A 23,245-nucleotide genomic window follows, 5' to 3' on the forward strand; every position below is an offset into this window, starting at 1 on the left:
GCCGCTATTGGCTGTTCAGGATCGCCGGGACCACGTGTTTTTCGATCACCGCGACGGGGGTTTTCCAATCTTTCGGGTGATTGTAATTCCCGGCGATGATGGCGATCACGAGGTCGACATGCGGCTGCACGGTAAGTCGCTGCCCGCCATTGCCCATGGCGGCGGTCCATTTTGCGGGGCTTTTGGCGGGGGAGTGCCACCAGAAGTAGCCGTATTGCAGGCCGAAGCTGGTTCTTGCCAGCGGGCTTGTCGCGGCTTTCATCCAGCGGGCCGAGACGATCTGTTTGCCGTTGTAACGCCCGTGTCCGGCGACCAGCGTGCCGATGCGGGCAAGCGCGGGCAGGGTCAGGCGCAGGCCGGAGGCCGCCGAGGGCACGCCATCGCCGCCTTTGACCCAGTCAAAGCGGGTGATGCCAAGCGGGGCAAAGAGCGCCTCGCGGGCGAAAGCGTCAATCGGCTTGCCGGTGCCTTTTTCGATGATCCGCGCAACGAGGGCGGTTGCGCCGCCGGAGTATGTCCAGCGACCACCGGGGCGGGTTAGGATTTTTTGCTCAAGCACAAAGCGGTAGCGGTCGGGCGCGCGCTCCATCGCGATTTCGCTGTTGCGGGGGTTTGAGTATGGGGTGGTTTCGTCCCAGGCGGTGCCCATGCGCATGGTCAGCGCGTCGGCAATGGTGATCCGGGCGCGTTTGGGATCGCGGGCAAGGTCGGCGTATTCGGGGAATTGCGCATAGAGCGCGGCGTCAGGCGGCGGCACAAGCCCGCGATCCAGCGCGATGCCATAGAGCAGGCCAACCACCGATTTCGTGACCGAGCGCATGTCGTGCAGGGTGTTTGGCCCGTGGCGGCGATTGCCAAGGGGCACCCCCCAGCGTTGGTCTTGGCCGTCGAAGTAGATCTCGACCAGCTTTTTGCCGCGATAGAGCACGAGGACGCCGTGCAATCCGGGCAGGGCGCCTGCGTCGAAATCAGATTGCAGCGATTGGGCGAGCGTTTGCGCCGATGCCGGACGGGGCGCGAGCGCCAGTGTGAGCAGCGCTAGAAATGCAAGGAGCGCGAGGGGGAAACGGTGCATGGGGTCCATCCTTGGGCCGGGATCGGACCCCATGCTATCGGCGTGTCAGAGGTAAGTCACGCCTGTTTGCGGGCAACGATATAGCGCGCGGGTGGCTGTGCGGGGTGGTTGCCGGTTTCGATAATTTCAAACCCGGCGCTGGTGATGCTGTGTTCCAGTTCAGCGATGGAGAAGCGCCCGACAAAGGGGGCTTTGCCAAAGGCTTGCAGCACCGGGACCGCCAGCATCATGAGGCGGAATTTGAAGCCGAGCGCGGGTTCGGACAGGCAGGGGGATTTCGAGATGAACAGCCCGCCGGGGCGCACCTTTGCCGCGATGCCGGTGATCGCGGCGTCGAGATCCTGCACAAGGTGGAGCACGTTGAAGGCGCAGACCATATCGAAGCTCTGACCGGCGAGGTCGCCGGTTTCGATGTCGGCAGAGACAAAATCGACGTTGTCGATGCCTTGGGCCTTGGCCTTTTGCGCGCCGATGGCGAGCATTTCGCTGGAGAAATCGCTAGCGGTGATGCGCCCGGCGGCATCGGCGAGGCGCAGGGCGGTGGAGCCGGTGCCGCAGCCCATTTCAAGCACATGGTCGGTGGGGGTCAGGTAGGAGCGGGTGCGTCCGAGCGTGTATTCATAGCTTTCGGTGTCGGCGATGGGGCGTTTGGCATAGCCCTTGGCGGCTTTGTTCCAGAAGGTTGAAGGGGTCATTGTAAAATCCTCGACGGGGAAATGGCTGTGGTGGTGGTCTATTGCAGGTAGGGTAATCCATACGAATATCAGATTGAATTGGCGAAATTCGTGGTTGTGGTATACGAATACGCATGGATTGGCAGGCGATACGATTTGACTGGACCCAGTTGCGCGGGTTTTTGGCGACGGCGGAGGAGGGGTCATTATCGGCGGCGGCGCGGGCGCTGAAGCTGACCCAGCCGACATTGGGGCGACAGGTTGCGGCGTTGGAAGAGGCGCTGGGCGTGGTGTTGTTTGAACGGGTCGGGCGCGGGCTTGTGCTGACCCCGGCGGGGCAGGAGCTTTTGCCACATGCGCGGGCGATGGGGGATGCGGCGGGGCGCATATCGCTGGCGGCGGCGGGGCAGGCGCAGGGGTTGGAGGGCAAGGTCAGGATCACGGCGTCGGACGTGTTTTCAGCGCATTTGCTGCCGCCGATCCTGTCGCAGCTGCGCAGCGCGGCGCATAAGTTGCAGATCGAGGTGGTCGCGGCCAATGACATTCGCGACATCCTGCGCCGGGAGGCGGATATTGCCATTCGCCATGTGCGTCCGACCGAGCCGGATTTGATTGCCCGCATGGTGCGGCAGGACAAGGGGCATTTTTACGCGGCGCCTGCTTATATCAGGCGGCACGGGCGGCCCGAGACCTTGAGCGACCTTGCGCGGCATGAGTTCATTTCCTTTGGCGATGCGCAGCAGATGATGGCGTATTTGAACCCGCTGGGCATGGCGTTGCGCGAGGGCAATTTTCCGATTGGATCGGCAAGTGGCGTGGTGGCGTGGAAGATGGCGCGCGAGGGGCTGGGGATTATCGTGATGGTCGATGATGTGGCCGAGCAAACGCCCGAGATGGAGCGGTTGTTGCCGGGGATGGCGCCGTTTGAGGTGCCTGTGTGGCTTGTCACGCACCGCGAGTTGCACAGCTCGGCGCGGATCAGGTTGGTGTATGATCTGTTGGCCGGGGCATTGGCGCGGGGAAGCTAGGGGCGGTTAAGGGCCTTTGGGTTTGCCTTTGGTCAGGCGGATCGGTTGGATGTTGCGCGGCTGAAGCGGTTCGCTCGAGCCGTTTTGCACCAGAACGGGATCAAGTGGGACGCCAGTATCGCGCAGGGCGAAGGCAATCGGCGAGGGCTGATCGCTGGCCACATGGGTTTCGCTCCATTTCCAGATCGAGAGCAGAACGGGGGCGAGCTCTTTGCCCGCGTCGGTCAGCCGGTATTCGTGGCGCGGCGGGCGGGTTTGATAGGGGCGACGCGCCAGAACGCCATCGGCTTCGAGCTTTTTCAAACGATCGGCCAGCAGGTGGCGGGTGATGCCGAGGCTGGCTTGCAATTCATCAAACCGGCGCAGGCCAAAGAACAGGTCGCGCAGGATTAACAGCGTCCAGCGATCGCCGATGACCGAGAGGCCACGGGCGATAGGGCAGCTTTCTTTGTCGAGATCATTCCATTTCATAACCTACTTCATAGCACGGTTGACTCGGTTCCGAAAGGGAACTTACAGTGGGTTCTGAAAAAGAACTTATCGAATCGGGAGCGATTTTCATGACAAAGCAGGTTGATCGTTCACCGGATGCGCCGCGCCGCCGACCTCTTCACCCTGCGTTGGGGCTTGTTGCTCTGAACGTGGCGGCGCGTGCGCTATCGGTTGTATCGCCGCGTTTGGCCGGGCGCTGGATGGTGAAAATGTTCACCACGCCCAAGCGCCACAAAGCGCCGCCGCGTGAGTCGGATTGGATGACAGGTTCGCGATTGGAGCGGATCACGGGCGCGGGGCAGGAGGTGCCGCTTTATCATTGGGGGGGTGATGGGCCGATCATCCTGTTGGTGCACGGGTTTGCGGGCCGGGGTAGCCAGATGGGGGCGTTTGCCGCGCCGTTGGTTGCGGCCGGATTTCATGTGGTGGCAATGGATTTGCCCGCACATGGGCGCGCGGCGGGCAGCCATAGCGCGCCGCCGGATATGGCCAAGGCGATTGCCCTTGCGGCGGCGCATCTGGGCTCGGTGTTCGGCGTGGTTGCGCATTCGGTCGGATGTTTGAGCACCGCGCTGGCCATGTCACAGGGGATGCGCGTTGCTGCGGTGGCCTTTATCGCGCCGCCGGTGAGCGCACGCGGGCGGTTGGAGGCATTTGCGCGGTTTGTCGGGTTTTCACCGGCGGCGTTGCCGTTTGCGCATCGCATTCTGGCGCGGCGCTATGGTGTTGGGATTGAAACGCTTGAGACCGAGGAGATGGTGCCGGGGCGCGAGGTTGGCGTTTTGATCCTGCATGATCGGGCAGATCCGATGGTGCCGTTTGAAGAAGGCGCGCGGCTGGCCGAGCAATGGCGCGGGGCCGCGTTGGTGGCGACCGACGGGTTGGGCCACACGCGCATTCTGCGCGATGCAGAGGTCACGCAGCAGGTTGTCGGCTTTTTGAGCGCAAAAGCGGCCAAGGCGGGGGCCGCGCCTGCGGCGTGATCCGCGCGGCGGGCGGGGCTGCTGACAGGATGGTGTCAGGAGCGGGCGCTGCATCTGTGCGGCGGCTCTTGTTAATTCCGATTTAGGCAATAGGTTGAGCCGCCTGATGGGGGCGAACGGGAGAGCGTTGATGGCGGCAATTGTCGAGATAGACGGGCTGAGCAAAACCTATGACGGTGGGTTTACTGCGTTAGAGCCGCTAAATCTTAGCATCGAGGATGGTGAGATACTTGCGCTTCTTGGGCCAAATGGGGCGGGGAAAACCACTCTTATTTCAATGCTTTGCGGGTTGGTTTCGCCCAGCGAAGGCCGCGCGCGGGTGGCCGGGTTTGACGTGGTGGCGGACTATCGCGCGGCGCGGCGCACGATTGGGTTGGTGCCGCAGGAGATCCACCTTGAGCCGTTTCAGACGGTGTGGAATGCGCTTCGATTTACCCGCGGGCTGTTCGGGCTGAAGCGGGATGATGCGGCGCTGGAGGCGATTTTGAAGCGGTTGTCCCTGTGGGACAAACGCGGCGCGAAGATCAATGAGCTGTCTGGCGGGATGAAGCGCCGGGTGCTGATTGCCAAGGCGCTGTGCCATGATCCGAAGGTTTTGTTTTTGGACGAGCCGACCGCCGGTGTCGATGTCGAGTTGCGCCGCGACATGTGGGAGATCGTGTCGGATTTGAAGGCCGCCGGTGTGACGATCATTCTGACCACCCATTACATTGAGGAAGCGGAGGCGATTGCCGACCGGATCGGTGTGATCAACAAGGGCCGGTTGCTGTTGGTTGAGGAAAAGGCGGCGTTGATGGCGCGGATGGGGCGCAAGGAATTGCGCATTGCCCTGCGCACCCCGGCGGAGGCGGTGCCCGAGGCGTTGGGCGACTATGATCTGGTGCTGGAGGAGGGCGGGGCCACGTTGGTTTATGCCTATGACACGGGCGCGCAGAGCACGGGCATCACCCGTCTGCTGCAGCGCGTGGCCGAGAGCGGGCTACAGCTTGCTGATATTGAAACCCGGCAATCGAGCCTTGAGGAAATTTTCGTCGGGCTGGTGCGGGATGAGGAAAGGGAACGCGCATGAACTGGCAAGGGTTTTGGGCGATCTATGCCTCGGAGATGAACAGGTTTTTCCGCACCATCATGCAGAGCCTGATTTCACCGGTGTTGAGCACATCGCTGTATTTCGTGGTGTTCGGCACGGCGATTGGCAGCCGGATTGAGCAGGTGGAGGGCGTGTCATATGGGGCGTTCATCGTGCCGGGGCTGATCATGTTGTCGGTGATGACGCAGAGCCTGTCGAACGCAAGTTTCGGGATATATTTCCCGAAGTTCATCGGCACGATATTCGAGGTTCTTTCGGCGCCGGTGAGTTTCATTGAAATCGTGTTGGGCTATGTCGGGGCGGCGGCGACGAAGGCGTTGTTTATCGGGTTGATCATTCTTGGGACCGCGTGGTTTTTCGTTGACCTGACGATTGCGCATCCGGTGGCGATGCTGGCGTTTTTGTTCCTGACCTGTATCAGTTTTGCACTGTTCGGGTTCATCATCGGCATATGGGCGCAGAATTTCGAGCAGTTGCAGTTGATCCCTTTGCTGGTGGTGACGCCGTTGGTGTTTTTGGGGGGCGCGTTTTATTCGGTGTCGATGTTGCCGCCTGTGTGGCAGACGATCACCTTGTTTAACCCGGTGCTCTATCTGATTTCGGGGTTCCGGTGGGCCTTTTTTGGCACGGCGGATGTGCCGGTGATGGTGTCTTTGCTGGCGATTGGCGGCTTTACCCTTGTGTGTCTGGTGGTGATCGGGGTGATTTTCAAAACCGGCTATCGGGTGAAGCCCTGAGCGGGGCGCTCGTGACTTTTATGCCTCCGGCGGGGATATTTTTGGAAAGATGAAGCGGCGGTTCTCTGGGGCTGTCTTGTCTCTGGGGGGGCGGGCCTCTACATGGGTTAGCATGAAGCGCTTTATCCCGTTTATGAAGTCGCCACCGCGTGTGGCTGTTATTCGCCTGCAAGGGGCCATTGGCACCGGGCGGATGCCGTTGAATGATGAGGCCATGGGCCCGGTGATCGAGCGGGCCTTTCGGCGCGGGCGGCCGTGCGCGGTGGCGTTGTTGATCAATTCGCCGGGGGAAGCCCGGTGCAGAGCAGCCGGATTGCCGGGCGGATCCGGCGGCTGGCCGATGAGAAAGACATTCCGGTGCATGCTTTTGTCGAGGATGTTGCGGCGTCGGGGGGCTATTGGCTGGCCTGTGCGGCGGATGATATTTTCGCCGATCCGGCGTCGATTGTCGGGTCAATCGGGGTGATTTCCGGCGGGTTTGGGGCGCATGAGTTTATCAACAAACACGGTATCGAGCGGCGGGTTTACACCGCTGGTAAGTCGAAGTCGCAGTTGGACATGTTTCAGCCCGAGAAGCCGGCGGATGTGAAGCGGTTGAAGGGTATTCTGGACGATATGCACGGCGTGTTTATTGACCATGTTACCCAGAGCCGGGGCGCGCGGTTGGCCGAGGCACCCGGCGATTTTCAGCGGTGAATTCTGGCTTGCGGGCAAGGCAGAGGCGTTGGGATTGATTGACGGGCTGGGACAGATGGAACCCAAGCTGAAAGAGCTTTATGGCGAGGACGTGAAGCTTTTGCCCTATGGGCGCAAGCGGTCGTTCATGCAGCGGTTTGGCGCAGAGATGGCGGCGGATGCGATGGCCACAGTGGAAGAGCGGGCACAGTTTGCCCGCTTTGGGCTGTAGCGCATGATCGCCAAGATTGTTGTTCTTTTCCTTGTGGGCATGGGTGTGTTGGCGATGTTCGGCAAGCTGAGCGTGCCGGGGGCCAAGAAGCTGGCCAATAAACGCTGTAAGAAATGCGGCAAGTTCCGCATTGGGCGCGGCGCTTGTGATTGTGGCAAAGGATAGAGCGCGATGGATTGGGTGTATGCCGGGCTTGGCCTGATCATTCTGTTGCTTGCGGGCGACAGCCTTGTGCGCGGGGCTGTGAACGTGAGCCTGAGAATGGGGATACCGGCGCTGATTGTGTCGTTGACCATTGTGGCGTTCGGGACCTCGGCGCCGGAGTTGTTGATTGCCATTAGCGCCATTCATGATGGCGCGCCGGGCATTGCGATGGGCAATGTCGTGGGGTCGAACACGGCGAATGTACTGCTTGTTCTGGGGATACCGGCGCTTTTGGCGACGATGCACACTTCGGATTGCGAGACCAAGAAAACCTATATTTTCATGTTGATCGCGACCCTTCTGTTTATCGCGCTGGCGTTCCGCGGGGTGTTTGACTGGAAAGCCGGGATCGTTTTGCTGGCGGCGCTGGCGTTTGTGTTGGGGGACGCGTTTTTGCACGCGCAACGGCACCGGCGCGAGATGAAGGGCCTTGCCCTTGCCGAAGCGGAGGCCATGGAAGCGGAAGAGATCGAGGGGGCCGACCCCGACATGCCGTGGTGGAAGATCGGTGTCTTTCTTGTGCTTGGCCTGATCGGGTTGCCGCTGGGCGCGGATTTGCTGGTCGACAGTTCGATGAATATCGCGCGGATGTTTGGCGTATCGGAAGTTGTGATCGGCCTGACCCTTGTGGCGGTTGGAACGTCGTTGCCGGAATTGGCGACGACCGTGATGGCGGCCATCCGGCAGCAGGCGGATGTGGCGTTGGGCAATGTGATCGGCTCGAACATGTTCAACCTGTTGGCGATTATCGGCATCACCACGTTGATCGGGCCGATCCCGGTGGATGCAGAATTCCTTCGGTTTGATCTTTGGGTGATGCTGGGTGCGTCGCTGCTTTTGATCCCGTTTGTGTTTCTTGGACGGGACATCACGCGGGTCTGGGGGATCATTTTGTCGGCGCTTTATGCCGGCTATGTGCTCATGGTTCTGGTATGAGCGCGCGGGCGCTTGTTACCGGCGGAGGCGACCGGCTGGGCGCGGCGATGGTGCGATACCTTGCCAAGCGCGGCTATGACGTTGCGGTGCATTACAACACCAGCGCGGCCAAGGCCGAAGCCTTGATGGCCGAGGTGCAGCAGGGCGGGGTGCGCGCCGTAGCCTTGCAGGCCGATCTGTTGGACGAGGCGCAGGTGAGCCCGCTTGTGGGGCGCGCGGCAGAGGCGTTGGGCGGGCCGCTGGATGTGTTGATCAACAACGCGTCGATCTTTGAGTATGACACGATCCGCACGGGCACGCGCGACAGTTGGGACCGGCATATCGAGTCAAACCTGCGCGCGCCGTTCGTGTTGACGCAGGCGTTTGCGGCGCAGGCCCCCAAGGCCATGCCCGATGACGCCGCCGAGCCGATGGCGCAGGCGCTGGTGATCAATATGGTGGACCAGCGGGTGCGCAAGCTGACGCCTGAGTTTGCCTCGTATACGATTGCAAAGATGGGGCTTTGGGCGCTGACACAGACCAGCGCGCAGGCATTGGCGCCGGATGTGCGGGTGAATGCAATTGGCCCTGGCCCGACGATGATAGGCGCGCGCCAGAGCGCCGCGCATTTCGCGCAGCAGCGCGAGAATACGGTGCTTGGGCGCGGCTCTAATCCGCAGGATATTACCGCCGCTCTGGGCTATTTTCTGGATGCGCCAGCGGTGACCGGGCAGTTGCTTTGTGTGGATGGCGGGCAGCACCTTGGCTGGCAGACGCCGGACATACTGGGACCTGAGTAAAGGGCCGATCCGGCCATCTTTTTCGCCGTGCCGTGAAAGTTTTGCACGGCGTCGCAATGTGTTACCAAAGCGTCATGAAAATGTTAATGTTTTCAATGTTTTGCCATGTGTTCAAAAAAGAAACGTTAAAATTCAACAGGTTACATATGTGCTTAAAAATTAGGCAAATTAGCGAAGTCAGCCAAAAACAACAATTATTTCGATCCGACGGAAAGATACACACGGAGTTATCCACAGGAACGGTGGATGCCTTTTAACTTGTGCAGCCCGAAGTAACATTGCAGCCCAAGAACAGAATCAGACCCGGTGACACATGGCGCAGAACGACGATGAAAAGGTGACGCAAGGGAAGCCCGGCCATGAGGTGATTGCCGGATACCTCAAGACATTGGACGCCTCGCCGGGGGTGTACCGGATGCTTGATGCGAAAAACGCCGTGCTCTACGTGGGCAAGGCGCGCAACCTGCGCGCGCGCGTCTCAAGCTATGCCAGACCGACGGGGCATTCGGGGCGGATTGCGCGGATGATCCGGGACACCGCGTCGATGATGTTTCTGACCACGCGGACGGAAACCGAGGCGCTTTTGCTTGAGCAGAACCTCATCAAACAGTTGAAGCCGCGCTATAATGTGCTTTTGCGCGACGACAAGAGTTTCCCCAATGTGTTGGTCACGGATCACGAATTTCCGATGATCAAAAAGCACCGCGGTGCGAAGAAGGAAAAGGGCAGTTACTATGGCCCCTTTGCCAGCGCGGGGGCGGTCAACCGGGCGTTGGGACAATTGCAGCGTGTGTTTTTGCTGCGCAATTGCACGAACGCGATGTTTGAGAGCCGGACGCGCCCGTGTCTGCAATATCAGATCAAACGCTGCACTGCGCCCTGTGTGGGCAAGGTGAGCGCGGCGGAGTATGGCGACGCGGTGCGCGATGCGGAACGCTATCTTCAGGGCCGCTCGACCCAGATCCAAGAAAAGCTGGCCAAAGAGATGGCGCAGGCGTCGGAGGCGATGGAGTTCGAGAAGGCGGCGGCGTTGCGCGACCGGATCAAGGCGCTGACTCAGGTGCAGACGGCGCAGGGGATCAACCCGCGCAGCACGGCGGAGGCGGATGTGATCGCGCTTCACCTCGACAAGGGGCAGGCCTGTGTCCAGGTGTTTTTCATTCGCGCCAACCAGAACTGGGGCAACCGCGATTTTTACCCGCGTGTGGGTGAGGGGATTGAGGCGGCGGAGGTTTTGGAAGCCTTCATCGGCCAGTTTTATGACGGCAAGGAGCCGCCGCGGTTGTTGCTGTTGTCGCATCCTCTTGAGAACGAGGATTTGATGGTGGACGCCTTGAGCGGGAAGGCGGGGCGCAAGGTTGAGATACTGGTGCCCAAGCGCGGTGAGAAGGCGGAGTTGGTCGAGTCGGCCGAGCGCAATGCACGCGAGAGTCTGGCGCGCAAAATGGCGGAAACGGCAACGCAGGCGAGGCTGCTTAAAGGCGTGGCCGAGGCGTTTGACCTTGAGGCGCCGCCGGGGCGGATCGAGGTCTATGACAATAGCCACATTCAGGGCGCGCATGCGGTCGGGGCGATGATCGTGGCCGGGCCGGAGGGGTTTGAAAAGAACCAGTATCGCAAGTTCAACATCAAGGGCGATGACCTGACCCCCGGTGATGATTTCGGGATGATGAAAGAGGTTCTGATGCGCCGTTTCAAGCGATTGCTGAAGGAAGACCCGGAGCGCAAGGAGGGCCATTGGCCGGACCTGTTGTTGATTGACGGTGGCGCCGGGCAGGTGTCGGCGGTGCAGTCGATCATGGACGAGATGGGGGTGCGCGACCTGCCGATGGTGGGCGTGGCCAAGGGGGTGGACCGGGACGCCGGTAAGGAAGAGTTTTACCGCAGCGGTAAGCGGCCCTTTGCTTTGCGTCACAATGATCCGGTGCTGTATTTCATCCAGCGGATGCGGGACGAGGCGCATCGGTTTGCGATTGGGACGCACCGGGCGAAACGCTCGAAAGCGGTGGGGGCGACGCCGTTGGACGATGTGCCGGGCGTGGGCGCGACACGCAAGCGGGCGTTGCTGGCGCATTTCGGCTCGGCCAAGGCGGTGAGCCGCGCGGCGCTGGCTGATCTCAAGGCGGTGGACGGGGTGTCGAGCGCGTTGGCGGAGACGATTTATGATTATTTCCATGAGAATGGGTGACGGCGCGGGGGCCACGCGGGGCGCGAAGAGACGCGGGCGCGGCGTGTTGGGCGTGCGGGGAAATGGATATTTTTGGTCAGATGAAGGCGGGCGCGACGGAAGTGTCGCGCCGGGACGTTTAGCGCCAATCGGGTGCGGGTGGGATCAACGTTCTTTCCCAAGCGAAAAAAGCAGGTTAGATAGTTTGCGATGAGATGGACGATCCCTAATATCCTGACCGCGTTGCGGTTGTTGGCGGCGCCGATGGTGCCGGTGATGTTTCTCTATTTCACAAGGCCTTATGCGGATTGGTTCGCGTTGGTCCTGTTTGTGGGCGCTTCGGTGACGGATTGGTTTGACGGCTATCTGGCGCGGGCGTGGAAGCAGGAAACCAAGCTGGGCACGATGTTGGACCCGATTGCGGACAAGGCGATGGTGTTGATCGCGCTGTTGGTGATTTGCGGCTATTCCAACACGGCATGGACGCCGTGGCTGGTGCTTCCGGCGACGATCATCATGTTTCGCGAGGTGTTTGTGTCCGGCTTGCGGGAGTTCCTTGGGGATACGGCGGGGACGTTGAAGGTGACCCAGCTGGCCAAGTGGAAGACCACGCTGCAAATGATTGCGATTGCTGTGCTTTTTGCCAACGGGATGTTTGAGCATTACCTTGTTATGTCGTCGCTTGGGATGGATCAGGCGATGATTGATGCGGTGTTGACGGGCGTTGAAATCGACGCGCAGGGGCTTGGCTGGAAGTTTGATGCGATGGTGTGGTCGGGCAACATCGGGGTAACGCTTTTGTGGTTGGCGGCGGTTTTGACGCTGGTGACGGGCATAGATTACATGCGCAAGGCCGCGCCGCATTTGCGGGAGGGTAGCTGATGGATGTGCTTTACTTTGCTTGGGTGCGCGAGCGCATCGGGGTGCCGCGCGAAACGGTTGAGACCGGGGCGGCGACAGTTGCGGAGCTGGTTGAAGAGCTGCGCGGGCGCGAGGCGCGGTATGCGGCGGCGTTTGCCGATCTGAGCGCGTTGCGTGTGGCGTTGGACCAGGGACCTTTCGGATTTTAACGCGCCGTTGGCGGGTGTTCGGGAAGTGGCATTTTTTCCGCCGATGACCGGGGGCTAGCCATTGGATATCCGGGTTCAGGAGGCGGCGTTCGAGTTCGGCGCAGAGGCCGAGCGGTTCGCCCAAGGGCACGCGCATATTGGCGCTGTTGTGACCTTTACCGGCATTGTGCGTGACCTTGTGGGTGGCGGGCTCGACCGGATGGAGATTGAGCATTATCCGGGGATGACGGAGCGCGCCCTTGCCAAACAGGCAGAGCAGGCGGCGGCGCGGTTTCAATTGGGCGATGTGTTGGTGATCCATCGGTTCGGGCGATTGAAGCCCGGTGAGATGATCATGATGGTCGCCACCGCCGCGCCGCACCGGGCGGATGCGTTTCAGGGGGCAGAGTTCCTGATGGATTATTTGAAATCACGCGCGCCCTTCTGGAAGAAGGAATTCACCGCTGATGGGGCCGAATGGGTGGCCGCCAAGAGCGAGGACGAGGACGCGCTGTCACGCTGGTAGGGTGACGCCAAGGCAGGGTTGCGCGGTGGGCGCGTGGCGGCGCAGAGTTCCCTGAAAAACCGGGGGCGAAAATGTCAGTTGTGATCGAAGAATTTCTGAGCGTGTTGCAGCCGAAAGTTAAGGGCATTTTGCGCGGCACGGCGAAGTTGGTCATTACCGATGTGGGCGTGGTCATGTTGGACGAGACAGGCGCGCGGGTTGGTGATGGTGCGGCTGATGTGACGCTTAAGGCCACGGAAACGGTGTTTCGCAACATCATGGACGGCACGCAGAACCCGGTGATGGCGGTCATGTCCGGCAAGCTTGGGGTTGAGGGCAGCTCGACACGTGCGCTTAAGGTCGGTCAAATCCTGACAGGAGCGTGAGGGCGCGCGCCTGATCCGCAGGTTCCGGGTTTTCGGCGCGGACCGCTTTGCGTTAGCGTGGGGGAACCTAACGCGGGGCAGCGACAGATATGACACCGTTGAAAATTCCCAACCGTTTGGCGCGGTGGCTGTGGCTGGATGCGCAGGGGTTGGCGCGCGCACCGGTGGGGGCGCTTGATCTGGGGCGGACCATTCACGATCTGGGGCTGGTGCAACTGGACACGATACAGGTCGTGTCGCGGGCGCATCACCACATCCTGTGGTCGCGCAATCAGAATTACCGCGAGCCGATGTTGGACAAGCATTTGCGCAAGCGGCAGGTGTTTGAACATTTCACCCATGACGCCAGCGTCCTGCCGATGGAGTTTCTGCCGATGTGGCAGAGGCAGTTCCGGCGCTGGGCCGAGAAGATTGTCACTGCAGGCTGGTGGAAGAATATGCCGGACGCCGAGGGGCGGGCCGAGATCAAGGCGCGGATCGCGCGTGAGGGCGCGCTTTCGACCCATGCGTTTGACACCAAGATCGAGGGCAAGAAGGAAATGTGGACCCGCCCGCCGCACAAGCTTGCGCTGGATTACATGTGGTATGCGGGCGAATTGGCCACCTGTCACCGCGAGGGGTTTACCAAGTTTTACAATCTGGCCGAGCGGGTGTTTCCCGCCGATTTGCGCAGCGTCGAGATGGCGGAGGAGGCGCAGATCGACTGGCTCTGCCGCGCCGCGTTGAAGCGGATCGGGTTTGGCACGCAGGGCGAGATTCAGCGGTTCTGGGACGCGATGAGCGCCAAGGAGGCCAAGGCGTGGCTGGACGGGGCGCGGGCGGAATTGGTGCCGGTGGAGATTGGCAATGCCGATGGCAGCGTCACGGCGGGCTGGGCGATGCCGGACATTGAGGCGCGAATGGCGGCGGTTGAGAAGCCGACTGCGCGGCTGCGGATTCTCAACCCGTTTGATCCGGTGATCCGCGATCGTGCGCGTTTGGAGCGGCTGTTCGGGTTTGAATACCGCGTGGAGATGTTTGTGCCTGCGGCCAAGCGCAAATGGGGGTATTACGTTTACCCGTTGTTGGAGGGCGACCGGTTTGTCGGGCGCATCGAGGCCAAGGCGACCCGCGCCGAGGGCGTGCTGGAGCATATGCGCACATGGGTTGAGCCGGGGGTGAAATGGACCGGCGCACGGCAAGGCAAGCTGGAGGCGGAGTTGGAGCGGTTGAAGCGGCTGGCCGGGGTGGCGGAGGTCACGGGGGCGGGTGAGCTGCTGCGCGGTTAGGCGATGGGGGCATGCGCGCGCCGGATTAATGCAGGGTGCGGCGCGTTTGGGATCAAGCGCTTTGGGATTGCTCGTATTGGGCGCGCATTTCTTCGGCTTCGGAGCGGGCGTCGCGCAACCCGTCCATGGCGGCGGCGAGTTCGGCTTCGGTCTGGCTTAGCTGATTGGTCAGCTCGGCTTCGCGTTGTTGCAGATAGGTGATCGCCTGATCGCGGGTTTCCTCGGCCTCGTGGAGTTCCCGGGCCATGCGGTCAAGCTCTTCGACATCGGAGCGGGCCACGCGGCTGAAGCGGTGGATCAGCCAATTGGCGAACCAGCCGGTGCAGAACGCGACGAACAGGATGATGGCCGTTGCAATGATGAACTCAGTTCTTGTCATCAGGAATTCCTTGGTCTTTCGCCTGCGGCTCGGTGCCGTCTTTGTCTGTGCCGGTCTGATCGGTGCCAGCGGGGGTCTTTTTCTCGACGCTTTCCAGCGTGGTTTTGGTTTCCTTGACCGGGTCCGGCAGGATCAGCGAAAACTCGATCCGGCGGTTATCTTCGCGGCCGGCTTCGGTTTTGTTGTCGGCGATCGGTTTGCTTTCGCCATAGCCAACGGCGGTAAAGGAGGAGGTCAGCACGCGGCGTTCACGTAGGCCGTTCAGCACCGCCTGAGCGCGGCCCTGGCTGAGCTGTTGGTTCATGGTTTCGCGGCCCTGACTGTCGGTGTGGCCGCTGATTTCAAGCTTGATGGGCCCGCATTTCTTGAGCACCTCGGCAATTGCATCCACGGTTTTGCGCGAGGCGCCGTCGATGGTGTCAGAGCCCGGCTCGAAGGCGATTTTCTGGGTCGCCTGAAGCTCTTTGATCTGGTCGATGCATTCCTGCGGTGTGGGCAGGCCCGCAACGGGGTCGAGCTTTTTCTGGTAGGTCACCTTGATGTCATAGGTGTTGCCGTCGCCCAGTTTTTCGGACAGGAGGCGCGAAATTTCGGCCTTGGCATCGGGGTTGCCGGTGTTGCCGAGCACGCGCACGTTGTCGGGGGTGATTGTCACCGCACCGTTGGAGAGATGCGCGAGCGCATCAAGCCCGGTGAGCACGCGCACCGGCCAGTCGCCGGGCAGGGCGTCGTCGATGCGGGCCGAATTATGCACCGTGGTTGAGCCAAAGCGGGCCTGTGCAAAGCTGTAGGTGGTGTCACGCGAGAGTTCATCGCTGACCCGGCCGCGCAGTTGCACGAGGCCTTCGGGCGAGAGGGTTGCAACAAATTCGGGCGGGCCGTCGCCTTGGGCTTCGGGCGGTTTGGGCAGGACGGCGTGTAGGCTGAACACATCGGGGAGGGTGTTTTCAAGTTCTCCCACGATCAGGTCGAATTTGGCCTGATCGGTGCCTTCGGCGGCAACAAGCGTGATGTCGGCATCGGCGAAGGTCACGGTGCCTTGACCCATGTCGGCCAGCGCGGCGATGGCCATTTCCGCCGCCTTGGCCCAATTGGGCGAAGGCACGCCAAGGCCGATGACACAATGGGCGCTGCCGTCGAAACCTGCGGCGGCGGCGGCTTTGAGGATGCGGGTTTGAGCGGCGGGCGTATCCGCCGAGCAGCTGTCAAAGCGCACGCCATCGTCATCAATAAGAAAACGCAGCGAATAGGGTGTGATCACCGGGCGCGGCGCAGAGATGTTGAGCGTCACGGCGAGACCTTCGGGCATATCGTCCGACAGGGTTTTCTGAAGCTTGCGTTTCTCTTCGGCGCTGTCGGAGATCGCGGTGATGCGCACCGTGCTTGCATCAATCGAGACCTTTGAGCGCGGCAGGGATCTGAGCGACGTCAGCCCGTATTCGAGCGCCTGATCCCAGCCTTCGGGCGTGGGATAATCGGCCAGATCCAGCAGGTCTGCGATCTGATCATCGCCAAAACGACGTTTGAGATCGGCCACCAACCGGTCGCGATCTGTGGTTGCAGGAACGAGGCCGATAAGCGTGATGCCGGCGTCATTTCGCAGAATTTCGACGGAAAACCGCGGTGGCGCGATATTCTTGGCGGCGGCCATTTCCATCCGGTCGATCACCCGCGCGGCATCGACGACCTCGCCTGCGGTGGAGATCGCAAGAAAGCGGTTGGCTTCGGAGGGGGCGGTGCCGGTGAGGAAAACCTGAAGCCCGTCGGAATGGACCTCGGCCCAGGTGAGGCCTTTGATATCAAGGGCTTCACGGACGCCAAACTCGGACGTTTCTTCGATCATCGTGACGGCAAAGCCGGCGGCGAAAAGGCTCGCTGCGGCAGCGGCGAGGAACGTCCCGGAGATAATGGCGATGGCGGATAGGCGCATGATACCTGCAGACTAGCGTACGGTGTGCTGTTATCTAATCCGTGGCGCGGCGGGTTGCAATCACAGGAATAGCGCAACGGCGAAAAACAGCAGGGGGGTCAGCCCCGTATCGCGGTTGGCGCGAAACAGCATCAGCAGACGGGCGTTGTCGTCAAGGTCGAGCATGCGCAACTGCCAGTGCATATGCCAGCCCATGGCGCAGGCCCCGGCGAGGGCGATGAACAGCGCGAGGGGGCTGTCATTGGCGCCGACCATGGCGGTGATGATCGCCAGCGCGAGCAGCGACACGGTGGCGACAAGAAAGCGACGCAGCCAAGTTGCGGTTTGCGTCCCAAACAGCCGGGCGGTGGATTTCACCCCGATCAGCGCGTCGTCTTCGGTGTCTTGGTGGGCATAGATCGTGTCATAGAACAGGGTCCATGCGATGCCCGCGACATAGAGAATGACCGCCGGTGTTTCGAGCGTGCCGCTATGGGCCGTCCATACCAAGAGCGCGCCCCAGTTAAAGGCAAGGCCGAGGAACACCTGTGGCCACCAGGTAAAGCGTTTGGCAAAGGGGTAGACCGCCACAGGCACAAGAGAAAGCACGCCCAGCAGGATCGCATTCATGTTAAAAGTCAACAGGATAGCGAAAGCGATCAGGGCTTGGAGGATCATCCAGCCCGCCGCCTGTCTGGTGCTGACCTGACCCGAGGGTATAGGCCGTGAGCGGGTACGCTCGACCCGCCCGTCAATGTCGCGGTCGGTGATGTCGTTCCACGTACAGCCCGCGCCACGCATCAAAAACGCACCCGCCCCACAGGACAGGAATATCCAGAGATCAAACCAGCGCGCCGCGCCGTCATGCAGCATCGCCAGCGCCAGACCCAGCCAGCACGGCAGCAGCAAAAGCCACGTTCCGATCGGCCGGTCAGCGCGCGACAGGCGCAGATAAGGGCGGCTCCATTCGGGGGCGGTGTGATCGACCCAATTGCCTTTGACGGCATCCGAAACCTGCCCGTTTTCGGTGCTTTTGGCGTCTGGTGTCTTGTCGGATGTGCTCATATGGTCGGACCCATGAAAAAGGCGAAGATCAGGCTTTATGTAGAGCACCCGCTTGGGGCAGCGCAAACGGTTCCTTTGGAGCGCGATCAGGCGCATTACCTGTTTGGGGTGATGCGGCTGGGGCTGGGCGACGTTGTGGCACTGTTCAACGGGCGCGACGGAGAGTGGCAGGCCGAGGTTGTCGAGGCCGGAAAGCGGCGCGGCGCGTTGGAGTGCAAGGCCGAGAGCGCGGGGCAGGTCGCGCCGCCCGATCTGTGGCTTTTGTTCGCGCCGATCAAGAAGGCGCGGACCGATTTCATTGTCGAAAAGGCCGCCGAAATGGGCGCGGCCAAGATTTGCCCGGTGCAGAGCGATTTCACCAATTCCGAGCGTATCCGGCAGGACCGTTTACAGGCCCATGCGGTGGAAGCCGCCGAGCAATGCGGCGGCGTTTTCGTGCCTGAAGTCAAGGAGTTGGCGCGGCTAGATAAAGTGCTGAGCGACTGGCCTGAGGGGCGGCAGTTGATGTTTTGCGATGAGGCGCTGGCGGGGGGCGATTTTACGCTTCCGAGCGAGCTTGTCGATGCGCCATGGGCGATTTTGATTGGGCCGGAAGGCGGGTTTTCTGAGGCCGAGCGGGCCCGGCTGGCGGGGTTGGATTTTGCCCATCCCGTTGCCTTGGGGCCGCGGATTTTGAGGGCGGATACGGCGGCGGTTGCGGCGTTGGCTTTGTGGCAGGATCGGCTGGGGGATTGGGGTTGAGTTTTATCCGGCCAGAGGTGCGTGAGGTGCTGTGGCGATGGCGCGAGGCACTGGCCGGATTGGCCAGTATTTTGGTCGGAATCGCGCTGGTTTATGGCACCTATGGTTATTTGCCAATGATCGGCGGAGCCCTTGTTTTTATTGGATTTTTGGTGATGGGAGCGGGGGCGGTGCGGGCCAGTGTGAAGCCGAGGAGCGGCGGGGCCGGTGTGATCGAGCTGGATGAGGGGCGGTTAACCTTTCTTAATCCCGCGCAGGGCGCGTTTGTGGAATTGCCAGCGGTCATCCGGATCGAGATTATCACCACCAGCAGGGGGCCGGTGGAGGACGATCTCTTCTGGGTGTTTTACGAAGCGAGCGGGCAGGTGGTGCGCATCCCGGCCTCGGCCGTGGGAAGCGAGCTGTTGTTCGATGCGTTGGCCGCTTTTCCGGGGGCGGATTATCGCAAGGTTATCGCCGCTTCGGGGTCAACCGACGACAACGTCTTTGTGATCTGGCAGAAAGATCGCCGCCGTCTGCATTGACACTTTGCGGACAAAGCCGCAGAGATTCCCCCAACAGAGCGAAAAGATCGGAGTTTCAAGCGATGTCCATTCCCCAGTCCGGCGGCGGCCCGATCGAACGGCACGAACAGCTGACCGAATACCTTGTTGAAGGCTGCAAGCCGAAAGAGGATTGGCGCATCGGGACCGAGCACGAGAAGTTCGGCTATTGCAAGGACACGCTGAAGCCGCTGCCCTATGAGGGCGAGCGCTCGATCCTCGCGGTGCTGGAAGGGTTGCGCGACCGGCACGGCTGGGCACCTGTCGAGGAAGCTGGCAAGCTGATCGGGTTGAGCAAGGGCGGCGCGAACGTCAGCCTTGAGCCGGGCGGGGCGCTGGAACTGTCGGGTGCGCCGTTGGAAACCATCCACGAGACATGCGACGAGGTGAACACCCACCTGCGCGAGGTCAAAGCGATTTCGGAAGAGATTGGCGTGGGGTTCATCGGGCTGGGCGCGGCGCCGATCTGGACCCATGACGAGATGCCGTTGATGCCAAAGGGGCGTTACCGCCTGATGAATGACTACATGGAAAAGGTAGGCGAAACAGGGCGTTGGATGATGCGCCGCACGACGACGGTGCAGGTCAATATCGACTTCGGCTCGGAAGCGGATATGGTCAAGAAGCTGCGCGTGGCGCTGGCGTTGCAGCCCGTGGCGGTGGCGTTGTTTGCCAATTCGCCGTTCTGGGAAGGCAAGCCGAACGGCCATAAATCATGGCGCAGCTATATCTGGCGGCACATGGATGCGGCACGCACCGGGATGCTGCCATTCGTGTTTGAGGACGGCATGGGGTTTGAGCGCTATGTCGACTATGCGCTCGATGTGCCGATGTATTTCGTCTATCGCGATGGCAAGTATATCGACGCGCTGGGACAGTCGTTTCGCGATTTCCTGAAGGGGAAATTGCCCGCGTTGCCGGGGGAAATTCCGACCCTTTCGGATTGGGCGGACCATCTGACGACGGCCTTTCCCGAAGCGCGGATCAAGCAATATATGGAGATGCGCGGGGCCGATGGTGGCCCTTGGCGCAGGCTTTGTGCGCTGCCGGCGTTCTGGGTCGGGTTGACCTATGATCAGGGCGCTTTGGACGCGGCGTGGGGACCTTGTGAAGGATTGGGACGCAGAAACGCGCGAAGCGTTGCGCGTGGCGGCGAGCGAGGACGGCTTGCAGGCGGTAGTGGGCGACATCAAGATGCAACCGCTTGCGCGTGAGGTGCTGAATATCGCGCGCGAGGGTCTGCGGGCGCGGGCACGCCCCGGCGCCGGGGGCATGATCCCGGACGAGCGGCATTTCCTGCATGCTTTGGATGATTCCGTGACCGACGGGAAGGTTCCGGCGGACGAATTGCTGGAGCGGTTTCACGGCGATTGGAATGGCGATCTGAGCCGGATTTACGCTGATTACAGCTATTGATCCGTTAAGCGGAGATTAAGCGAAATTAATCTTGATGAACGCGGTTTGTCGCCCGATTTGGGGGGGTGACATTCGGCTGGCTCTCGGCTGACATCCGGCTGCCGGGTGGTGCGCGGCCCGAATTGGCGTGAAAGCGTTAATCGGGGGGCGTGCGGTGGGGTAAGGTTTGCGTAGCCCTTGGGTGGTGAAAGGGGCCAGCGCCTGCCCGTGGGGTGGCGCATCTTAGGTTGCTGTGGGGCAGTTTATCTTGCCAGATCATCGCGACGTCTGAGCGGATCTGAAACTTTGCCAAAGCGCCTGCCCGCCGGGACGGGCAGGCGCTGGCCCCGCGCCTTCGGCGCTGTTCGGGCCGGGGTCGTCGTTTAGGCCGCTTTTGCCGGCGGGTCCAGCACGGCGCGCAGGGTGGTGATGGCTTGCGAGAACCCGAGGCCGAGGCAGAGCGCGACAAAGCCGCTGGTCAGAAGCAGGCCGATGACGGGTGTGTCGCTGAACATCGCAAGGCCGGCCGCTGCGATGAGCACGAAGCCGAAGCCGATCGCGCCATAGCCGGTGGCGATGGTCACGGCGGCAGTGCGGGCGGCGGGGGTGCCGCGACATTCCGACATCATCGCGCCGATGCGCAGGATCATCACGGATAGCGCCGCGAGGGCGAAGAGGGCGAGGATGAGGTAGGTGAGGGCTGCGAAGAACATGAGAGGCCTCCTTTCAGGCGTAGATGTTCGAATTGCGGGTAAAACGCTTGTAAAGCGCGGTGAAAGTGGCGGCCCAGATCGGCGCGAACGCGGTGCCGAACAGGAGGTAGAAGATGCCAAGCCCATTCGAGTCGGGGTAAGCGATATAGAGGCCGATCACGAAGGTGGAATTGAGCAGGACTCCGGCGACGGCGAAGGCGGATTTGCGGCGCTCGCCGCGGCAGAGCATCCAGAACATGACCGGCGCGCCGAGCAGGAGATAGACCGGCAGGCCAAAGAGCAGCGCCAGCATCGAAATGAGATAGAGCGGTGCCCCGAGAATGCCGACGATCAGCGGCGCGAGGAGCAGGGCGGCAAAGAAGGCGATCATGCTGACCGGGCGGGTTGACCAGAGCAGGGGGCTGGGCGGGGGTCGGAACATTCTGGTAGCTACGGTCATTTCTGTAATCTCCGAAATTTATGGGCAAAAAAAGGGATCAGCCGGATTTGCCCCCTGATTTAGAGCCGGGCAGGAAGCGGGCGATTTTTGCGCCGAGTTTGAGGAGCGTAAGTTGGGTGCCGCGCGGGATGCGGGAAATCTCGCTATACCAGTCGTCAAACATCTGCATGGTGGCAAGTGTTTCGTCGAGGCGGGTTTGGACGTGATCGGGAGTGCCATCGGTTTTGGCATCGGCCGAGACATGGTGCAGGGCCGCGAGGGTGGGAGAGAATTCACGCGCGCGCCGGCTTGCGACGACGGCATTCACAAGGTCGAACATATCGCGGATCGAGGTGAAATGGTCGCGCCGGTCGCCCAGTTTGCGGGTGGGTTTGACGATGTCCATCGACTGCAGCTCTTTCAGCGCCGTTGACACATTGGAGCGAGCGAGGTTGAGCGTATCGCAGATGTCTTCGGCGGTCATCGGGTCGGGCGCGATGTGCAGCAGCGCGTGGATTTGCGCCACGGACCGGTTGACGCCCCATTTGGTGCCCATCTCTCCCCAGTGGAGAATGAAGTCTTGCATGGCGGGGGAGAGGTGCATCGGGTGAGTCGCCTGTCGTTAGTTTCTGTAATGACAGAAATAACAGAAGGGAGTGGCGGTGGCAAGCACATTCCCACAAGCGTTTTCCCCCAAGCACTTTCCCCCATGAGCGAGCCGACAGGGGGCGCAGAGTTTTGCCGAAAATCGCCGTTTGGCGCGAAGCTCTGGACCGAAAGTTAAGGTTCGGTTAAGACGCTTGGGTCTGATCCGGGGAGCGCGTTTTGCTCAGAACAACATTTAGTCTGTCCGGCCTTGCCGGGGCGATGATCTTGTCTGGCTGTGCTGGTGATCCGCTCGCCGGGGTCAAGAAGATTGACGAGGTTGACGTGGTTGGCCCGTCCCCTGTGGTGGAAGCGGTTGCCGCTCCGATCGAGACCGATCAGAACGCGACCCTGTTCCAGAGGCTCATGCGCAAACGGGAGGTTGCGCCGGGGTCTGGGTTGGAACCCGCAAAAGACACCACATCAGGGACCGGCCCTAAAGCGGAGGCGCCAGAGGAGGGCGCCTCTGCGACGGGGCAAGTTGTGGGAACGGGCACGGGCACGGGGGCCGCGGCGGATGCAAAGGTTGAGAAAGTTGTGCTGACGCCGGAGCCCGAGGGCAAACGGGGCGGCGGATTGTTTGGCAGTCGCAAGGCGAAGGTGTTGAGCGGGCCGGACGCGCGGGAGGTGGCCGCGGGCGAGGTTTTGCCGTTTGGCGAGATCGCGCGGGCCTGTCACATGAAGCGCGGGCAACTGGGCAAGGAAGTGTCGAAATACCCCGAACGCGGCACGAAATACCGGGTTTTTGACTCGGCACCGGGGAATGTGGGGCTGCATACCTTCTATGTCACCGGGTTCAAGGATGGCTGTCCGCGCCAGTTTACCGCCGCTTTGGCGGTGTTCGGGACGGCGGGCATGTATGAATCGCTGCGCTATACCCTGCCGGTAAAGGCGCGGAGCAAGAAGCCGACCGACAAGGCCTATGAGAAGGTCAAGTCGAAGGTCTGTGGCGTGAGCCGGACCAAGCCCTGTGGCGCGAAGGTGTCGCGGATGGAGAAGGGCACTGTTTTCCTGAGCCTTTATAACCGGTTTGAGGGGGCGCAGGGGTGGACCAACCTGTTGCTGAGCGACGGGGCGGTTTTGGCCAAGGACGTTCAGGGCTAGCCCCTCGCCGCAGGTGGGCGAAGGTGGGGTGAAACCCCACCCTACGCGGGACTG

24 protein-coding genes and 3 pseudogenes are annotated in these 23,245 nt (G+C 61.4%); 18 read left to right on the forward strand and 9 right to left on the reverse strand.

The features are described 5' to 3' along the window. Positions 1-4: 4 nt before the first annotated feature. Positions 5-1,075 (reverse strand): beta-lactamase family protein, encoded by a 1,071-nt coding sequence (locus tag N4R57_03470; GenBank protein UYV38162.1) that lies wholly within the window; start codon positions 1,073-1,075, stop codon positions 5-7. Positions 1,076-1,131: 56 nt separating this feature from the next. Then, the gene (locus N4R57_03475; protein ID UYV38163.1) at positions 1,132-1,770 is read right to left on the reverse strand and encodes a class I SAM-dependent methyltransferase; all 639 of its coding nucleotides are present in this window, start codon (positions 1,768-1,770) and stop codon (positions 1,132-1,134) included. A gap of 113 nt (positions 1,771-1,883) precedes the next feature. Between N4R57_03475 and N4R57_03480 the strand changes: the two genes are divergently transcribed. Next, entirely contained in the window at positions 1,884-2,777 is an 894-nt protein-coding gene (locus N4R57_03480) for a LysR family transcriptional regulator (protein UYV38164.1), read from the forward strand. A 6-nt stretch (positions 2,778-2,783) separates the two neighbouring features. Here the strand turns inward: N4R57_03480 and N4R57_03485 are convergent, their stop codons facing one another. Beyond that, the gene (locus N4R57_03485; protein UYV38165.1) at positions 2,784-3,248 is read right to left on the reverse strand and encodes a helix-turn-helix transcriptional regulator; all 465 of its coding nucleotides are present in this window, start codon (positions 3,246-3,248) and stop codon (positions 2,784-2,786) included. 89 nt (positions 3,249-3,337) lie between these two features. Between N4R57_03485 and N4R57_03490 the strand changes: the two genes are divergently transcribed. The 13 genes and pseudogenes from N4R57_03490 to N4R57_03550 all read left to right on the forward strand — a co-directional run bounded on the left by N4R57_03490 (position 3,338) and on the right by N4R57_03550 (position 14,280). Then, a complete protein-coding gene (locus N4R57_03490) occupies positions 3,338-4,252 on the forward strand; it encodes an alpha/beta hydrolase (protein ID UYV38166.1) in 915 nt (304 codons plus the stop codon). A 130-nt stretch (positions 4,253-4,382) separates the two neighbouring features. Beyond that, on the forward strand, positions 4,383-5,321 hold the full coding sequence (locus tag N4R57_03495) for an ABC transporter ATP-binding protein (protein UYV38167.1): 939 nt from the start codon (positions 4,383-4,385) through the stop codon (positions 5,319-5,321). Beyond that, the gene (locus N4R57_03500; GenBank protein ID UYV38168.1) at positions 5,318-6,079 is read left to right on the forward strand and encodes an ABC transporter permease; all 762 of its coding nucleotides are present in this window, start codon (positions 5,318-5,320) and stop codon (positions 6,077-6,079) included. The genes N4R57_03495 and N4R57_03500 overlap by 4 nt, the downstream gene beginning before the upstream one ends. A gap of 112 nt (positions 6,080-6,191) precedes the next feature. Next, a pseudogene (locus N4R57_03505) lies at positions 6,192-6,986 on the forward strand (S49 family peptidase). A 3-nt stretch (positions 6,987-6,989) separates the two neighbouring features. Next, positions 6,990-7,151 carry a hypothetical protein gene (locus N4R57_03510; protein ID UYV38169.1) on the forward strand — a complete coding sequence of 54 codons (162 nt, stop codon included), beginning with the start codon at positions 6,990-6,992 and terminating at the stop codon, positions 7,149-7,151. A 6-nt stretch (positions 7,152-7,157) separates the two neighbouring features. Then, positions 7,158-8,126 carry a calcium/sodium antiporter gene (locus N4R57_03515; GenBank protein ID UYV38170.1) on the forward strand — a complete coding sequence of 323 codons (969 nt, stop codon included), beginning with the start codon at positions 7,158-7,160 and terminating at the stop codon, positions 8,124-8,126. Then, a complete protein-coding gene (locus N4R57_03520; protein ID UYV38171.1) occupies positions 8,123-8,905 on the forward strand; it encodes an SDR family oxidoreductase in 783 nt (260 codons plus the stop codon). Before N4R57_03515 ends, N4R57_03520 begins: the two co-directional genes overlap by 4 nt. Positions 8,906-9,218: 313 nt before the next feature. Further along, complete coding sequence (gene uvrC, locus N4R57_03525; protein UYV38172.1) at positions 9,219-11,093, forward strand: excinuclease ABC subunit UvrC; 1,875 nt, start codon at positions 9,219-9,221, stop codon at positions 11,091-11,093. 189 nt (positions 11,094-11,282) lie between these two features. After that, positions 11,283-11,954, forward strand: a complete 672-nt coding sequence (gene pgsA / locus N4R57_03530) for a CDP-diacylglycerol--glycerol-3-phosphate 3-phosphatidyltransferase (GenBank protein ID UYV38173.1) — start codon at positions 11,283-11,285, stop codon at positions 11,952-11,954. Then, positions 11,954-12,200 (forward strand): annotated as a pseudogene (gene moaD, locus N4R57_03535) (molybdopterin converting factor subunit 1). Before pgsA ends, moaD begins: the two are co-directional and overlap by 1 nt. A 3-nt stretch (positions 12,201-12,203) precedes the next feature. Continuing rightward, complete coding sequence (locus N4R57_03540; GenBank protein ID UYV38174.1) at positions 12,204-12,647, forward strand: molybdenum cofactor biosynthesis protein MoaE; 444 nt, start codon at positions 12,204-12,206, stop codon at positions 12,645-12,647. A 71-nt stretch (positions 12,648-12,718) separates the two neighbouring features. Further along, positions 12,719-13,012 carry an SCP2 sterol-binding domain-containing protein gene (locus tag N4R57_03545; GenBank protein UYV38175.1) on the forward strand — a complete coding sequence of 98 codons (294 nt, stop codon included), beginning with the start codon at positions 12,719-12,721 and terminating at the stop codon, positions 13,010-13,012. Positions 13,013-13,101: 89 nt separating this feature from the next. After that, entirely contained in the window at positions 13,102-14,280 is a 1,179-nt protein-coding gene (locus N4R57_03550) for a winged helix DNA-binding domain-containing protein (GenBank protein UYV38176.1), read from the forward strand. A 52-nt stretch (positions 14,281-14,332) separates the two neighbouring features. Here the strand turns inward: N4R57_03550 and N4R57_03555 are convergent, their stop codons facing one another. The 3 genes from N4R57_03555 to ubiA are packed head-to-tail and all read right to left on the reverse strand — an operon-like array spanning position 14,333 to position 17,633. Further along, a complete protein-coding gene (locus N4R57_03555; protein ID UYV38177.1) occupies positions 14,333-14,659 on the reverse strand; it encodes a hypothetical protein in 327 nt (108 codons plus the stop codon). Further along, complete coding sequence (locus N4R57_03560; GenBank protein UYV38178.1) at positions 14,646-16,589, reverse strand: OmpA family protein; 1,944 nt, start codon at positions 16,587-16,589, stop codon at positions 14,646-14,648. Before N4R57_03560 ends, N4R57_03555 begins: the two co-directional genes overlap by 14 nt. A 60-nt stretch (positions 16,590-16,649) precedes the next feature. Further along, positions 16,650-17,633: a 4-hydroxybenzoate octaprenyltransferase gene (gene ubiA, locus N4R57_03565; protein UYV38179.1), complete on the reverse strand. Its 984-nt coding sequence runs from the start codon at positions 17,631-17,633 to the stop codon at positions 16,650-16,652. A 12-nt stretch (positions 17,634-17,645) separates the two neighbouring features. Between ubiA and N4R57_03570 the strand changes: the two genes are divergently transcribed. The 3 genes and pseudogenes from N4R57_03570 (at position 17,646) to N4R57_03580 (ending at position 20,332) form a co-directional block, all read left to right on the forward strand. Beyond that, a complete protein-coding gene (locus N4R57_03570; GenBank protein UYV38180.1) occupies positions 17,646-18,374 on the forward strand; it encodes a 16S rRNA (uracil(1498)-N(3))-methyltransferase in 729 nt (242 codons plus the stop codon). Beyond that, entirely contained in the window at positions 18,371-18,898 is a 528-nt protein-coding gene (locus tag N4R57_03575; protein UYV38181.1) for a hypothetical protein, read from the forward strand. Before N4R57_03570 ends, N4R57_03575 begins: the two co-directional genes overlap by 4 nt. 62 nt (positions 18,899-18,960) lie before the next feature. After that, positions 18,961-20,332, forward strand: a pseudogene (locus N4R57_03580) (glutamate--cysteine ligase). A 362-nt stretch (positions 20,333-20,694) separates the two neighbouring features. Here the strand turns inward: N4R57_03580 and N4R57_03585 are convergent. From N4R57_03585 to N4R57_03595, 3 genes are read right to left on the reverse strand one after another with little or no spacing between them, the layout of a single operon-like run. Next, complete coding sequence (locus N4R57_03585) at positions 20,695-21,024, reverse strand: hypothetical protein (GenBank protein ID UYV38182.1); 330 nt, start codon at positions 21,022-21,024, stop codon at positions 20,695-20,697. 13 nt (positions 21,025-21,037) lie between these two features. Then, positions 21,038-21,445, reverse strand: coding sequence for a hypothetical protein (locus tag N4R57_03590; GenBank protein UYV38183.1), 408 nt, complete (start codon positions 21,443-21,445; stop codon positions 21,038-21,040). A 55-nt stretch (positions 21,446-21,500) separates the two neighbouring features. Further along, positions 21,501-22,046 carry a MarR family transcriptional regulator gene (locus tag N4R57_03595; protein UYV38184.1) on the reverse strand — a complete coding sequence of 182 codons (546 nt, stop codon included), beginning with the start codon at positions 22,044-22,046 and terminating at the stop codon, positions 21,501-21,503. 221 nt (positions 22,047-22,267) lie between these two features. Between N4R57_03595 and N4R57_03600 the strand changes: the two genes are divergently transcribed. Next, a complete protein-coding gene (locus tag N4R57_03600) occupies positions 22,268-23,191 on the forward strand; it encodes a hypothetical protein (GenBank protein ID UYV38185.1) in 924 nt (307 codons plus the stop codon). Positions 23,192-23,245 lie beyond the last annotated feature (54 nt).

This window comes from Rhodobacteraceae bacterium D3-12 (assembly GCA_025916135.1).
GTDB lineage: Bacteria > Pseudomonadota > Alphaproteobacteria > Rhodobacterales > Rhodobacteraceae > JAKGBX01.

Coding starts and splice junctions, on each gene's coding strand:
- N4R57_03550 (UYV38176.1), top strand. CDS start 13,102: ATGACACCGTTGAAAATTCCCAACCGTTTGGCGCGGTGGCTGTGGCTG.
- N4R57_03555 (UYV38177.1), bottom strand. CDS start 14,659: ATGACAAGAACTGAGTTCATCATTGCAACGGCCATCATCCTGTTCGTC.
- ubiA (UYV38179.1), bottom strand. CDS start 17,633: ATGAGCACATCCGACAAGACACCAGACGCCAAAAGCACCGAAAACGGG.
- N4R57_03510 (UYV38169.1), top strand. CDS start 6,990: ATGATCGCCAAGATTGTTGTTCTTTTCCTTGTGGGCATGGGTGTGTTG.
- N4R57_03495 (UYV38167.1), top strand. CDS start 4,383: ATGGCGGCAATTGTCGAGATAGACGGGCTGAGCAAAACCTATGACGGT.
- N4R57_03500 (UYV38168.1), top strand. CDS start 5,318: ATGAACTGGCAAGGGTTTTGGGCGATCTATGCCTCGGAGATGAACAGG.
- N4R57_03545 (UYV38175.1), top strand. CDS start 12,719: ATGTCAGTTGTGATCGAAGAATTTCTGAGCGTGTTGCAGCCGAAAGTT.
- N4R57_03595 (UYV38184.1), bottom strand. CDS start 22,046: ATGCACCTCTCCCCCGCCATGCAAGACTTCATTCTCCACTGGGGAGAG.
- N4R57_03590 (UYV38183.1), bottom strand. CDS start 21,445: ATGTTCCGACCCCCGCCCAGCCCCCTGCTCTGGTCAACCCGCCCGGTC.
- N4R57_03560 (UYV38178.1), bottom strand. CDS start 16,589: ATGCGCCTATCCGCCATCGCCATTATCTCCGGGACGTTCCTCGCCGCT.
- N4R57_03570 (UYV38180.1), top strand. CDS start 17,646: ATGAAAAAGGCGAAGATCAGGCTTTATGTAGAGCACCCGCTTGGGGCA.
- pgsA (UYV38173.1), top strand. CDS start 11,283: ATGAGATGGACGATCCCTAATATCCTGACCGCGTTGCGGTTGTTGGCG.
- N4R57_03485 (UYV38165.1), bottom strand. CDS start 3,248: ATGAAATGGAATGATCTCGACAAAGAAAGCTGCCCTATCGCCCGTGGC.
- N4R57_03480 (UYV38164.1), top strand. CDS start 1,884: ATGGATTGGCAGGCGATACGATTTGACTGGACCCAGTTGCGCGGGTTT.
- N4R57_03585 (UYV38182.1), bottom strand. CDS start 21,024: ATGTTCTTCGCAGCCCTCACCTACCTCATCCTCGCCCTCTTCGCCCTC.
- N4R57_03515 (UYV38170.1), top strand. CDS start 7,158: ATGGATTGGGTGTATGCCGGGCTTGGCCTGATCATTCTGTTGCTTGCG.
- N4R57_03475 (UYV38163.1), bottom strand. CDS start 1,770: ATGACCCCTTCAACCTTCTGGAACAAAGCCGCCAAGGGCTATGCCAAA.
- N4R57_03520 (UYV38171.1), top strand. CDS start 8,123: ATGAGCGCGCGGGCGCTTGTTACCGGCGGAGGCGACCGGCTGGGCGCG.
- uvrC (UYV38172.1), top strand. CDS start 9,219: ATGGCGCAGAACGACGATGAAAAGGTGACGCAAGGGAAGCCCGGCCAT.
- N4R57_03470 (UYV38162.1), bottom strand. CDS start 1,075: ATGCACCGTTTCCCCCTCGCGCTCCTTGCATTTCTAGCGCTGCTCACA.
- N4R57_03490 (UYV38166.1), top strand. CDS start 3,338: ATGACAAAGCAGGTTGATCGTTCACCGGATGCGCCGCGCCGCCGACCT.